Source organism: Streptomyces sp. NPDC102259 (genome assembly GCF_044766465.1).
Classification (GTDB): domain Bacteria; phylum Actinomycetota; class Actinomycetes; order Streptomycetales; family Streptomycetaceae; genus Streptomyces.
In genome coordinates, this window is record NZ_JBIWMA010000027.1 from 59,699 (window position 1) to 71,999 (window position 12,301).

The following is a 12,301-nucleotide window of genomic DNA, read 5'->3' on the forward strand; positions in this document are numbered from 1 at the left end:
GCCGAGCCCCGCGGAGCGGTCTCGCTGCGTCCTGCCTTCGGTGCGGCCCCCGAGAACGGGGCGATGTTCGTCCGGCACCGTGTCGCCGCCGGGTCCGACGCGGTGTGGGGGCTGCCGGCCGGCGGGGCGCGGGTGTATGTGTGCGGCGACGGTTCGCGCATGGCGCATGGCGTCGGGTGTCCGGGAGGCGTTCCGTACCCTGTACCGGGACCGCGCACCCGGCGCCGATGACACGGCCGCCGAGGCGTGGCTCGACGGGCTGATCGCGGACGGCCGTTAAGTGGAGGACGTCTACGCGGCCGGGTGACCGGGGGAAGGAACGGGCGGGGTGACGGATTCCTGGGAGCGGGGCCGGAGCGTGCTGGCGGCGGCGGGCGTCCCGCCCGACCGGCTGGCCCACGTGGGGCCGCTCGGCGGCGGCACGTACAACACCGTCGAGGAGCTCCGCCTGACGGACGGCGGCCACTACGTACTGAAGGTCGCGCCCACGGCGCCGGGCCTGAGCCACGAGATCCGACTGCTGTCCGCAGAGGCGGAGTTCTGCCGCGGGGCGGCCCGGGCCGAAGTGACGGCACCGCGGGTCATAGCCCTCGACGGGCAGTGGCTGCTGATGACGGTGTGCCCCGGCGAACCCTGGGACGGATCACTGGATGCCGTCGAACAGGCCGAGCTGCGGCGGGAGTTGGGCGGTCAGGTCGCCCGGCTGCACCGGGTGACCGGGCCGGGCTTCGGCTACCCCTCCGGTGTCTTCGGCCCGCTCGCCCCCGACTGGCGCACCGCGTTCACGGCGATGTTCGACGCCGTTCTCGACGACGCCCGCCGCTTCGGCGCCCGGCTGCCCCGCCCCGCCGACGAGGTGGCCGCCGTCGCGCGGGCCGCGTACGACGCCCTCGACGAGGTGACCGTCGCCCGCCTCGTCCACTTCGACCTGTGGCCGGGCAACGTCCTGGTCGACCGCGCCGGCGCGAAGCCGCGGATCGGGGGTCTCATCGACGGCGAGCGCATGTTCTGGGGCGATCCCCTCGCGGACTTCGTCTCGCTGGCGCTGCTGCAGGACATCAGGCAGGACGAGGCGTTCCTGGCGGGCTACCGGGACGCCGGAGGGCAGGCCGTGTTCGACGCGTCGGCCCGGCTCCGGCTCGCCCTCTACCGCGCGTACCTCTACCTGATCATGCTGACCGAGACGATTCCGCGGGCGGTCGGCGCGGATCACCTGGAGTGGGTGCAGAAAGCGGTCGCCCCGCAGCTCGTGGCGGCACTGGACGAGATCGAGGCCACGGACGTCTCTTAGCTCACATCGTGAACTAAGGGTTGGAGGAATGTCGCGTGCGCCCGCCCGCAAGGGTATGTTGCAGGTCGGGCAGGGCGCGAAGGGGAGCGACATGACGGGGCGGAACGGGCGCACGGTACGCGACCTGAGGCGGGCCAACAGGACGGCCGTGCTGCAACGGCTCTACTTCGACGGACCCCTCAGCCGTTTCGAGCTGGGCCCGGCCACCGGCCTGAGCTCCGGCTCGGTCAGCAACGTCGTCGCCGACCTGGTCGCCGACGGGCTGGTCGAGGAGGCCGGCAGCGTCGACTCCGACGGCGGCCGCCCCCGCATCCTGCTGCGCGTCGTCCCCGCCAGCGGTCACATGATCGGCGTGGACGTCGGCGAGACCCGGGTGCGGATCGAGCTGTTCGACCTGACCCTCACCGAACTCGCGCGGGTGGAAAGGCCGTTGGAGCATCGGCGGTACGAGGTCGACGGGATCGTCGGGCACATCCGGGACGGCGTCGCCGAGGTGCTGGGCGCCGCCGGCATCGGCCCGGAACAACTGCTCGGTGTCGGCATCGGCGTCCCCGGCATCGTCGAGCACACCCCCGAACGCGGAGCCGTCGTGCACGGCCAGACGATCGGCTGGGACGCCGTTCCCCTGGAGGCGCTGCTCCGCGAGCGTTCCATCCTTCCCGAGACCGTGCCGTACTTCATCGACAACGGCGCCAAGACCCTCGGCCAGGCCGAGATGTGGTTCGGCGGCGGACGCGGTGCGCACAACGCGGTCGTCGTCCTCTTCGGCTCGGGGGTCGGCGCCTGTCTCGTCACGCCCGAGGTGGAACACGGCCGGGCCGTCGAATGGGGGCATCTGACCGTACGGGTGCGGGGCCGCCGCTGCCGGTGCGGCGCCCTCGGCTGTCTGGAGGCCTACGCGGGCGCGGAGGCGCTGCTGGAACGCTGGCGGGAGCAGGGGGGCCGGCCGCCGGAGGGCGTGGACGAGGAGACCGCGCTGACGGCGATGCTCGGCGCCGCCTATCCGCCGGGGGGCGCGGAGGCCGCCGACCCCGTGGCGCTTGAGGTGCTGGAGGAGACGGCCGAGTACCTGGGCGCCGGTCTCTCCGACCTCATCAACCTCTTCCAGCCCGAGCGCATCCTCATCGGCGGCTGGGCCGGACTTCAGCTCGGCGCCCGCTTCCTGCCCGCCGTACGCCGCCACGCGACCGCGTACGCGTTGCGTCACCCCGCGCAGAAGGTCACCGTCGAACTGGGACGGCTCGGCCCCGACGCGGTCACCGTCGGCGCGGCGATCCTTCCGCTCGCCGACTTCTTCGCCCGTGGCGGCCGACGCCCCGAGCCCACCCCCACCGGCCCTGCCCCCGCCTGGCGCACGGTCCTACGGGAACGCGCCCCCCGCTGACCCGCTCTCGCCGGTCGGACCGCCTCCGTACGCCCGGCCGTGCCGTCACGTTTCGCTGATCACCGTGGAGGTACTCGCCTCCTCGCCCGGGCGACCGTCGCCCGGGGAAGTCGCCCGCGTCCCGCGCGGCGCGACGGTGAAGGGAGGACGTCGTGGCCGCACAGCGCCCCGAAGGCCCCGGCGAGAACGGCACGCCGGTCCCGCGCGATCTGCCGGACCAGCAGGCCGACGGGGGAGAGGACCCCTGGGACGTCGACACCCCCGAGGGACCCGACGAGTCCGACGGGTCCGCGGAGGACGTCCCGGACGTTCCCGACACCGACGAGTCGGGCACCGGCCGGCAGGGCGCGCCCCACGCGGGCAGCGGTCAGTCCGACCACCCCGTGCCCGACGAGCCGTCCGCCTGAGGACCACCTCACGGGGGAGGGCCGACCGGATCCGCTCATGGCCCGCGCCGACCGCCTCACCGCGGATCTGCGGAGGTTCACGGCCGGGTGCCGGCCAGGCGTCCGGCTACGCGAACGCGTTCACACCGGTCAGCCGTGCCGACAGCTCCCACAGTCGAGCCGCCTGCTCCGGGTCCGTCGCCCAGTCCTTGACGCCGACCCGCTCGCCGTCCGCCGGGGCGGGCTCGGCGATGTCGCAGTCCTCGAGGTAGACGCCGCCCATACCGGCCAGCTGCGGCGAGGTCGCCGCCCACACCTGGGTCGCCGCGCCCTGCTCCGGGGTCTTGAAGCCCTCGACGTCGAGCACGTTCCCGTCCTCGTCGATCCAGCCCCGGTCCACCATCTCCTGCTTCGGCAGATGCCGCTGGAGGGGCGTCAGAATGCCACCGGGGTGGAGGGAGAACGCGCGGACGCCCCGGTCCCGGGCCAGCCGGTCCAGGTGCCCGGCGAACAGCACGTTCGCGGTCTTGGCCTGTCCGTACGCCTCCCACTTGTCGTAGCCGTCGCGCCAGTGGACGTCGTCCCAGCGCATGCCCGAGAAGTGGTGGCCGCGCGAGGACACGGAGACGATCCGGGCGCCGCCGGGCTCGATCGCCGGCCAGAGGCGGTTGGCGAGGGCGAAGTGGCCGAGGTGGTTCGTGGCGAACTGGGCCTCCCAGCCGGGGCCGACCCGGGTCTGAGGGCAGGCCATGATCCCGGCGCTGTCGATGAGGAGGTCGATGCTCCGGCCGGAGGCGAGGAACCGGTCGGCGAAGGCGCGCACGCTCTCCAGGTCGCCGAGGTCGAGGGTGTCCGTCTCGACGCCGTCGAGGCCGGCGAGGTTCTCGCGGGCGGTGTCCGGGCGGCGCGCGGGCACGACGACCTGGGCGCCGGCCTTGGCCAGCGCGCGGGTGGTCTCCAGACCGAGGCCGGAGTATCCGCCGGTGACGATGGCCAGCTTCCCGCTGAGGTCGATGTCCCGCAGGACGTCGTCGGCGGTGCTCGTGGCGCCGAAGCCCGAGCCGATCTTGTGCTGTGCGGTGTCGCTCATGCCCAGAACGCTACGGATTGGAGTGCGCTCGAAGTCAAGCGCTCCGGTGCGAGCGGCGCAGCCGTGGGGTCCGAGTCGCGCGGACAGGGGAAAGCCCCGACCGGACGGGGGAATCACGGTCGGGGCGGTCTGAGCGTGGGCGCGGATGGCGGTCGCCTCTCGGCGAAAGGCTCCACAGGGCTTCAGCCGAACGATCGTCCCTGTGGGCAAAAGGTGAGGCCCGGGGACACTGTCCCATCCACACCCACGAATCGTTCAACGGAGAACTTCCTAAGGGTGTTCCCGGGTCCGCGGCCACGCGCGGTGATGTGTGTCACCGGCCGCCCTGAAGGCACTGAAGGCCCCGAAGGGCCCGCGTGGATCGCCGTCCCTCAGGCCAGCGGGCTGTCCGACAGGGACGCCAAAAGCTCGGCGGGGTCCGCGTAGACCGCTTCCGCACCCGCCTCCAGCAGGTCGGCGCGCGGGATGCCGCCGCACAGGACGCCCACGCAGCGCACCCCGGCCCGGCGCCCGGCCCGCATGTCCCACACGGTGTCCCCGACGAACACCGCTCCCTCGGCGGTCGCCCCGGCCAGTTCCAGCGCGTGTTCCACGGGTTCCGGAGCGGGCTTGCCCTCCTCGACGTCGTCCGCGCTCGCGGTCGCGGCGATGACGTCGTCGGCGTCGATGGCGCGCCGCAGGGCGGACAGCTCGGCCCCGCTCGCGGAGGTGGCGAGCACGACCGTCCAGCCGTCGTCGTGCAGCCTGCGCAGCAGCGGGCCGGCGTCCCGCAGGGCCGGCAGCCGGTCGAAGTACTGCCCGTAGAGCGCCTTGTGCGCGGCGCTCAGTTCGGCGTCCTCGTCCTTGTCCCGGTCGTCGCCGAGCAGATGGGCGACGAGATCGTCGGAGCCCAGCCCGATCGCCCGGTGCACGGCGTGCATCGGAACCCGGTGGCCCGCCTGCCGGAAGGCCTCCCACCAGGTCGTCACGTGCAGGTGGTTGGTGTCGACCAGGGTGCCGTCGACGTCGAACACGGCGGCGCGTGTCATCACGGGTCCTTTCTCTCGAGCCCCCCGGGTACCACCTCAGGCACCGGTCACGCCCGCCGGTACCCGCCCCTCCCGCGTCCAGGCGAGCAGGTCCGCCCGCGACCAGGTGGTCACGATCCGCTCTTCCGGCACCCCGCACTCCTCGGCCCGCGCGCAGCCCAGGATCTGCCAGTCCAGCTGGCCGGGCGCGTGGGCGTCGGTATCGACCGAGAACAGGGTGCCCGCCTCCACGGCCCGGCGCAGCAGCCGGCGCGGCGGGTCGAGCCGCTCGGGCCGGCTGTTGATCTCGACCGCCGTACCGGACTCGGCGCACGCGGCGAACACCGCGTCCGCGTCGAACTCCGACTCCGGCCGTTTCCGGCCGGTCACCAACCGCCCGGTGCAGTGGCCGAGGATGTCGGCGTGCGGGTCGCGCACGGCGTTCACCATGCGGCGCGTCATCGCACGGGACTCCATGCGCAGCTTGGAGTGCACGGACACGACCACCACGTCGAGCCGCTCCAGCAGCTCCGGCTCCTGGTCCAGCGACCCGTCGTCGAGGATGTCGCACTCGATGCCGGTCAGCAGCCGGAACGGCGCCCAGGTCGCGTTGAGCTCCTCGACCACCTCCAGCTGCCGGCGCAGCCGTTCGGGCGACAGCCCGCGGGCCACGGTCAGACGGGGGGAGTGGTCGGTGAGCACGGCCCACTCGTGGCCGAGCGCGGCCGCGGCCCGGCCCATCTCCTCGATGGGGCTGCCGCCGTCCGACCAGTCGGAGTGGACATGGCAGTCCCCGCGCAGCAGCGCCCGCAGCCCGGCCCCCGCACCGTCGTCCGTGAGCGGCCCGCCGGCCTCGTCCTCCAGCTTCTCCAGATAGGACGGCCGCTGCCCGGCGAGCGCCTCGCGCACCACCTGGGCGGTCTTGGGGCCCACGCCCTTCAGCGACTCCAGGGTCCCGTCGGCCGCCCGCTGCGCGACCTCGGCCGCGGGCAGCGGGGTCAGCACGCCGGCCGCGGTCCGGAAGGCGCGGACCCGGTAGGTCGGCGCCAGGGAGCGCTCCAGCAGGAAGGCGATCCGGTCCAGGGCTTCGACGGGATCCATCGCCACCTCCTGGCTCCAGAGTTCCCCACCCGCGCCCGGACCGCACCAGGAAATCAGATGATTCGTACCGATGGATTCCGCTTTACCCTCTATGTCATGACCGAAATCGCGAGTCTCCGTATCTCCCACCCGCGGATCATGGTGCTCGGGGTGCAGCCGGGCCCGGCGCCGTTCCGCATCGTGGAAATCGACACCGAGGTGGTCGGCGAGGCGAGGGACGTGACCGACGTCCTCGAGATCGCCGCCGCGTTCGGGATCACGGTCCACGACCTCGACGACCCCGACGTCGTGCGATGGGTGGGCGGGGACCGGTACACCTGGACCCCGCGTCACTGACGGCGGCGGTCAGGCTCCCTCTCGGGCGCTCCGCCGCAGGTGCCGTTCCCGTGCGTGCACCGCACGGCTCATCCGACGGCCCACGAGCAGGTAACCGATCAGGGCGCCCGTGGTGTTGAGGATGACGTCGTCGATGTCGAAGGCGCGTCCGGTCACCACCGCGCCCTGGGCGAACTCCACCAGCAGCATGACGGTCGCGGTCAGCAGCAGCACGCGCAGTACCCCGCGCGCCCGGGGCGCGACCACCGGCACCAGGACGCCGAAGGGCACGCCGAGCAGGATGTTCCCGCCGATCTGCTTCACCGCGTCGCGGAGTTCGGGCTGGTCGAGGTAGGCGCGCAGGGAGTCGCCCGGACGCAGGTTGGAGTGCACCAGCGCCACGGAGGCGGGTGACGGCTCCAGTGTGAGCCGGGCGAGCACGACGGCGAACGCCACCATGAAGGCGAAGGCGAACAGCATCGCCAGCAGTCGGAGCGGGAGCGGCAACGGCCGGCGTTCGGCGCGTTCCGCCTTCTTCGACGAGCCGGGCTTCGGTCCCGACTTCCAGCGCGACTTCGAGCCGGGCTTCGGTCCCGACGTCGGTCCCGACGTCGAGCCGGGCTTCGGTCCCGACGTCGGTCCCGACGTCGAGCCGGGCTTCGAGCCGGATTTCGAGCGCGGCCCGAAGGGGAAGCCGCGCTTCGGGCCCGACTTCCCGGCCCCGTTCTTCGGCGGGGCGGGCTCCTTGGTCCTGCCTGCGCGTGGGCGGAACACGGCAAGCGGACGTAGGGCTGTACGGGCCATCCGGTCCTCCAGTCTGCAACTTCCCTGCGTAGTAGGGCGGTTACCCCCGAACGGCCGAGGGATGCGGTCCGTCTTGCCACGGGCCGCGGCAAGACGGGCCGCGGCAAGACGGACCGGGGCGTAGGCGGTCAGGTGTGGTACGTCACCTTCACCGCCGTGAAGCCGAGGGAGTGCAGCAGCCCCTGCAGCATGTCGGTGGTGTTGGTCTCGGCGCGCGCGATCAGTTCGCTCTCCTTCGCCGCCTCGCTGATGTGCTTGACCGCCAGCTTCTGCACGGCCTGCTCACCGCTCGGGTTGTCCGAGAAGAGGTCACCGAGGCGGTCGAAGAGGCCGCGCTGCTTGGAGACCGCGTAGGAGCGGTCGGGGTCGAGCGCCGGTTTGCCGAGCAGGGCGTGCGGCAGCCGGAGCGTGGCCGAGGTGCGGTCGTCGTTGACCGTCACGTCCTGGTCGCCGAGTTTGCCGAGGTCGACGTAGGCGTCCACGGTGCCCGCGCCGACGTACAGGGTGCGGGTGCCGCGGATGGCGTCGGGGAGGTACTTGGCGTCCTTCTCCAGGTCGACGACGACCTGGAAGTTGCCGGAGGCGGCGTCGTAACGGCTCATGTCCTGGATGGATTCCAGCAGGGCGGGGCCCGAGCGGTCGTGGGTCTCGGTGCCGAAGAAGTCGCGCAGTCCCGGCAGCAGGCTCAGCCGGATCCCGGCGAACATCACGACGAGTACGACCACGACGGCGGTGAGCACCTTGGCCCAGCCGGGCATACGCCGGGGGAGGCGCGTGGTGGGCTTGTCGGGCTTGACGGAAGTCGTCATGCGGCCCTCCTTCCTGCTGTCCGGATGCCCGCCAATTGCCCCGTCAGACCGCGCTGTTGACAAGCTGTGACAGTGCGGGCACGGAGGCCGGCCCGATGAGCGTCCTGGAGCGCGCCGCGAGGCGCCCCGGGGGCGCCGCCGGGTGACCGCCCCGCCCCGACGCCTCGCAGGCACTACGGCCCGTGGGCCCGCCGCCCCGCAGGCCCGCCAGCCCGCAGCTCCGTAGGCCCGTCGCCCCACCGCCCCACCGTCCCGCCGCCCCGGTGGCCGGCCGGGGCGTGGCGACGGTGTTCGGGGCCGTGAGCGGCTCGGGTCCGGCCGGTCCACCCGGTTGGCCGCTTCGAGCGGGTCGGGGCGCGACGGCAGGCGGCGACCGGTTTTCGCGGGGTCCGAGGGACTCCGAGTGACGTCGAGTGACCGGGCGGGACTCCCGCGCACTCCTGAGGGTGGGCAAAACGGACCCGGTCCGTAGCATGAGAGCTCCCGCCCCAGCCGGACATGATCAGCGAGGAGCCGATCGTGCGAGACATCTCCGTGTTCAGCGGTAGTGCCCACCCCGAGCTGGCCGCCGAGGTCTGTGCCCACCTCGGCGTGCCCCTGAGCCCCACCCGACTCAGCAGGTTCGCCAACGACTGCCTGGAGGTCCAGCTCCAGGCGAACTGCCGGGAACGGGATGTCTTCCTGGTCCAGCCCCTGGTCCGGCCCGTGCAGGAGCACCTCGTCGAGCTGCTGCTGATGTGCGACGCGGCCCGTGGGGCGTCGGCGGGCCGGATCACCGTCGTCATGCCGCACTACTCCTACGCCCGCTCCGACAAGAAGGACGCGCCCCGCATCTCCCTGGGCGGACGCCTGGTCGCCGACCTGATGGCGGCGGCCGGCGTCCACCGGGTCCTCGCCATGACCCTGCACTCGCCCCAGGTGCACGGCTTCTTCTCGATGCCCGTGGACCACCTGCACGCCCACCGGGAGCTGGCCGCCCACTTCCGCCGCTACGACCTCACCCGTACGACCGTGGTCTCGCCGGACCTCGGCAACGCCAAGGAGGCGGCAGCCTTCGCCCGGATGATCGGCGCCCAGGTGGCGGCCGGCGCCAAGCAGCGGTACCCCGACGACCGGGTCAGTATCAGCGCGGTGATCGGCGAGGTGGCCGGGCGGGACGTCATCGTCCTGGACGACGAGATCGCCAAGGGCAGCACGGTCCTGGAGCTGCTCGACCGGCTGCGGGAATCCGAGCCGAGGTCGATACGGGTGGCGTGCACGCACGGCCTCTTCGCGGCCGGTGCGCTCAAGCGGCTCAGCGAGCAGCCCGACGTGCTGGAGATCGTGTGCACCAACACGGTGCCGGTGCCCGTCGAGGAGCACACCGACAAGCTGCGGATCCTGTCCATCGCGCCCGCCCTCGCGGAGGCGGTGCGCCGTATTCACAACGGTGAGTCCGTCAGCGCCCTGTTCGACGCGGCGCGCGGCCCGTAGCCGGGGACCGGGATACCGGGAGGAGCGCTTCGAGCGCCGTCATAACGTGCCGGAGGTGGCCTCGGGCTGTTCCAGGGCCGCGTCCAGCGTCGTGGCGGGCGGCAGCAGCCGGTACAGCCCCGTGGCCCGCAGGATCCGCAGGGTGAGCCGATGGGTGCAGACGAGGTGCAGATGCCCGCCGTGGTCGAGGACGCGCCGGCGTGCGCGGTACAGCAGGCGCAGCCCGGAGCAGTCGAAGAACTGGATCCGGCTCAGGTCGATCACGATCCGGGGCGCCGGACCGCCGGTCGCCTCGTCGAGGAGCGGGCCGATCTCGGTCGCCGCGACGATGTCGATCTCGCCGCGGAACTCCAGCACCGTGTACCCCCGGTCCTCGCGGACGCGCAGATGCGGGGTGTCCGCTGCGGGTTTCTCCAGCACGACGACATCGCCTCCAACCCGCTCCACCGGTCGGGAGCCTCCAACGGGCGGGGAGCGGACAGCAGTTCCCCGCCCCAGCAAGTTACCCCCGATCGAGTGAATTCCAGCATGTTCGATTGACATATGTCTTCGAAATTACAACCGACTCTGCCGGAGTTTTTTCGCGCCGTGAGCGAAGGGGTGCGCCGAGTGCTACGACAGTGCGTGCCACGCCTTGGAGAGCGCTGTGCGCAACTGCTCCGCCTGGTGTGCGGTGAGCTCCCGCACCATGCGCTCCTCCAGCTCCCGCACCGGCCCGGCGTGCCGCTCCAGCAGTGCGCGCCCCTCCGCGGTGAGCAGGATCAGCAGCTCGCGCCGGTTGCGTGGATTGCGTTCGCGGCGGATGAGGCCGCGCGTCTCCAGGGAGCGCACCAGGTCGGCGATGGACTGGGCGGTCACGAAGGAGTCCCGGGCCAGCTGGGCGGCGGACAGGCCGTCGTGGCGTTCCAGCACGGTGAGCGCCGTGTACTGCAGGGCCGTGATCCCCGACGGCTTGACCAGCTCGTCCAGGTGGGATCGCACGACCAGCTCCACCTGCTTCACCATGTAGAGCAGGGACGGGGGCGCCTTGTGGGGCTGAGGTGCGGACGATGCCTTGGTTGTCTGGGTGCCGGCCATGAGGTCGAGCGTAGACCATTGACAGGAAACCTGTCTGTAATGAGACTGCGGACCAACAGGAATCCTGTTTGTTGAAATCTTGGCGACGATGCTGAGGAGTGGTGATGACCACCTTCGAGATCGACCCCGGTCGGCTGTTCATCGGGGGACAGTGGCGCGAGGCCGCGGACGGGGCGCGGACCGAGGTGGTCGACCCGTCCCGGGGCGCGGTCGTCACCACCGTCGCGGAGGCGGGCGCCGCCGACGTCGACGCCGCCGTACGGGCCGCGCGTGCGGCCTTCGACGCCGGCACGTGGTCCGCACTGAGCGGCCGGGAGCGCGGCCGCGTGCTGCTCCGGGTGGCGGAGCTGATCCGCGCGGAGGCCGACGAGATCGCGCGGCTGGAGAGCCTGGACGTCGGCAAGCCGATCACCCTGGCGCACGCGGTCGACGTCACGAACGCGGCCAACGACTACGAGTACTTCGCCGCCCTCGCCTTCTCCCTTGACGGCGCGACCCGCGACACCCCGATGAACGCCCTCGCCTACACCAAGCGGGGCCCGATCGGTGTGGTCGCCGCGATCACCCCGTTCAACTTCCCGCTGATCCTGGCCGGTTCGAAGATCGCCCCGGCGCTCGCCGCCGGTAACACGGTCGTCCACAAGCCCGCCGACGAGACCCCGCTCAGCGCCCTGTACATGGCGGGACTGTTCCAGCGGGCCGGCGTCCCCGACGGGGTGGTCAACGTCGTCACCGGCGCCGGCCCGGTGGTCGGTGAGGCACTGCTGCGGCACCCCGGCGTCGGCAAGATCGCCTTCACCGGCTCCACCGCGATCGGCCGGCACGCCGCGAGCGTCGCGGGCGAGAACCTCAAGCCGGTGACCATGGAACTGGGCGGCAACGCGGCGCACCTCGTCTTCGAGGACGCCGACCTGGAGAAGGCCGTCGGCGCGGTCATCAAGGGCTTCGTCTTCAACACCGGCCAGTTCTGCATGGGCGGCCCGCGTCTGCTGGTGGCCCGCCCGGTCTACAGCACCCTGCTGAACATCCTCGCCGAGGCCGTCCCCGGGGTGCCGGTCGGCGACCCCCGGCAGGTGGGGACCGTCGTCGGCCCGATGGCCGGGGAGAAGCACCTGCGCAAGGTCGAGGAGTACGTCGAACTGGCCCGCAAGGAGGGCGCCCGCATCGTCTGCGGCGGCGAACGGCTCGACCTCGACGGCGGCTACTACTACAAGCCCACCGTGATCGCCGACCTCGCGAACGACTCCCGGGTCGTCCAGGAGGAGATCTTCGGCCCGGTCCTCACCGTCCAGCCCTTCGACGGCGAGGACGAGGCCGTCGCGCTGGCCAACTCCACGCCGTACGGCCTGGCTTCGGGCGTCCAGACCGGCAACCTGGCCCGCGCGCACCGCGTCGCCGACCGGCTCCAGGCAGGCATCGTCTGGGTCAACGACTGGGCGATGCTCGACCCGGCCGTCCCCTTCGGCGGCGTCAAGGACTCAGGCTTCGGCCGCGAGTACGGCCCCGAGGCGCTCAACGCGTACACCAAGGTCAAGTCCGTCGTCGTCTCGCTCGACTGAACGCG

At 72.3% G+C, this 12,301-nt stretch carries 13 protein-coding genes; 6 read left to right on the forward strand and 7 right to left on the reverse strand.

Going from position 1 to position 12,301, the window contains the following annotated elements; translation table 11 throughout:
• The first annotated feature begins 328 nt into the window (after nucleotides 1-328).
• The 3 genes from ACIRPU_RS37895 (at nucleotide 329) to ACIRPU_RS37905 (ending at nucleotide 3,082) form a co-directional block, all read left to right on the forward strand.
• Nucleotides 329-1,291 carry a phosphotransferase family protein gene (locus tag ACIRPU_RS37895; protein WP_403875732.1) on the forward strand — a complete coding sequence of 321 codons (963 nt, stop codon included), beginning with the start codon at nucleotides 329-331 and terminating at the stop codon, nucleotides 1,289-1,291.
• 91 nt (nucleotides 1,292-1,382) lie between these two features.
• Complete coding sequence (locus ACIRPU_RS37900; RefSeq protein WP_403875735.1) at nucleotides 1,383-2,675, forward strand: ROK family protein; 1,293 nt, start codon at nucleotides 1,383-1,385, stop codon at nucleotides 2,673-2,675.
• Between the two features lie 152 nt (nucleotides 2,676-2,827).
• The gene (locus tag ACIRPU_RS37905) at nucleotides 2,828-3,082 is read left to right on the forward strand and encodes a hypothetical protein (RefSeq protein ID WP_403875738.1); all 255 of its coding nucleotides are present in this window, start codon (nucleotides 2,828-2,830) and stop codon (nucleotides 3,080-3,082) included.
• Between the two features lie 106 nt (nucleotides 3,083-3,188).
• Here ACIRPU_RS37905 and ACIRPU_RS37910 read toward each other — a convergent pair whose 3' ends face one another.
• From ACIRPU_RS37910 to ACIRPU_RS37920, 3 genes are all read right to left on the reverse strand, one after another.
• Nucleotides 3,189-4,151 (reverse strand): SDR family NAD(P)-dependent oxidoreductase, encoded by a 963-nt coding sequence (locus tag ACIRPU_RS37910; RefSeq protein WP_403875740.1) that lies wholly within the window; start codon nucleotides 4,149-4,151, stop codon nucleotides 3,189-3,191.
• A gap of 371 nt (nucleotides 4,152-4,522) precedes the next feature.
• The gene (locus tag ACIRPU_RS37915; protein WP_403875742.1) at nucleotides 4,523-5,179 is read right to left on the reverse strand and encodes an HAD family hydrolase; all 657 of its coding nucleotides are present in this window, start codon (nucleotides 5,177-5,179) and stop codon (nucleotides 4,523-4,525) included.
• A 36-nt stretch (nucleotides 5,180-5,215) separates the two neighbouring features.
• Complete coding sequence (locus tag ACIRPU_RS37920; protein WP_403875744.1) at nucleotides 5,216-6,259, reverse strand: PHP domain-containing protein; 1,044 nt, start codon at nucleotides 6,257-6,259, stop codon at nucleotides 5,216-5,218.
• Between the two features lie 96 nt (nucleotides 6,260-6,355).
• Here ACIRPU_RS37920 and ACIRPU_RS37925 point away from each other — a divergent pair, with 96 nt between their 5' ends.
• The gene (locus ACIRPU_RS37925; protein ID WP_355702753.1) at nucleotides 6,356-6,595 is read left to right on the forward strand and encodes a hypothetical protein; all 240 of its coding nucleotides are present in this window, start codon (nucleotides 6,356-6,358) and stop codon (nucleotides 6,593-6,595) included.
• Between the two features lie 9 nt (nucleotides 6,596-6,604).
• Here the strand turns inward: ACIRPU_RS37925 and ACIRPU_RS37930 are convergent, their stop codons facing one another.
• Both ACIRPU_RS37930 and ACIRPU_RS37935 read right to left on the reverse strand, forming a co-directional pair.
• Nucleotides 6,605-7,081, reverse strand: coding sequence for a VanZ family protein (locus tag ACIRPU_RS37930; protein WP_355702986.1), 477 nt, complete (start codon nucleotides 7,079-7,081; stop codon nucleotides 6,605-6,607).
• Between the two features lie 425 nt (nucleotides 7,082-7,506).
• Nucleotides 7,507-8,187, reverse strand: a complete 681-nt coding sequence (locus ACIRPU_RS37935) for a DUF4230 domain-containing protein (protein ID WP_403875747.1) — start codon at nucleotides 8,185-8,187, stop codon at nucleotides 7,507-7,509.
• Between the two features lie 519 nt (nucleotides 8,188-8,706).
• On the opposite strand from ACIRPU_RS37935, the gene ACIRPU_RS37940 reads away from it, so the two are divergent.
• Nucleotides 8,707-9,660 carry a ribose-phosphate diphosphokinase gene (locus tag ACIRPU_RS37940; protein ID WP_403875750.1) on the forward strand — a complete coding sequence of 318 codons (954 nt, stop codon included), beginning with the start codon at nucleotides 8,707-8,709 and terminating at the stop codon, nucleotides 9,658-9,660.
• Between the two features lie 39 nt (nucleotides 9,661-9,699).
• Here ACIRPU_RS37940 and ACIRPU_RS37945 read toward each other — a convergent pair whose 3' ends face one another.
• Nucleotides 9,700-10,107, reverse strand: a complete 408-nt coding sequence (locus ACIRPU_RS37945) for an anti-sigma factor antagonist (RefSeq protein WP_384114715.1) — start codon at nucleotides 10,105-10,107, stop codon at nucleotides 9,700-9,702.
• Nucleotides 10,108-10,272: 165 nt separating this feature from the next.
• On the reverse strand, nucleotides 10,273-10,737 hold the full coding sequence (locus tag ACIRPU_RS37950; RefSeq protein ID WP_403875754.1) for a MarR family winged helix-turn-helix transcriptional regulator: 465 nt from the start codon (nucleotides 10,735-10,737) through the stop codon (nucleotides 10,273-10,275).
• Nucleotides 10,738-10,841: 104 nt separating this feature from the next.
• On the opposite strand from ACIRPU_RS37950, the gene ACIRPU_RS37955 reads away from it, so the two are divergent.
• Nucleotides 10,842-12,296, forward strand: coding sequence for an aldehyde dehydrogenase family protein (locus ACIRPU_RS37955; RefSeq protein WP_403875756.1), 1,455 nt, complete (start codon nucleotides 10,842-10,844; stop codon nucleotides 12,294-12,296).
• The last annotated feature ends 5 nt before the right edge of the window (nucleotides 12,297-12,301 follow it).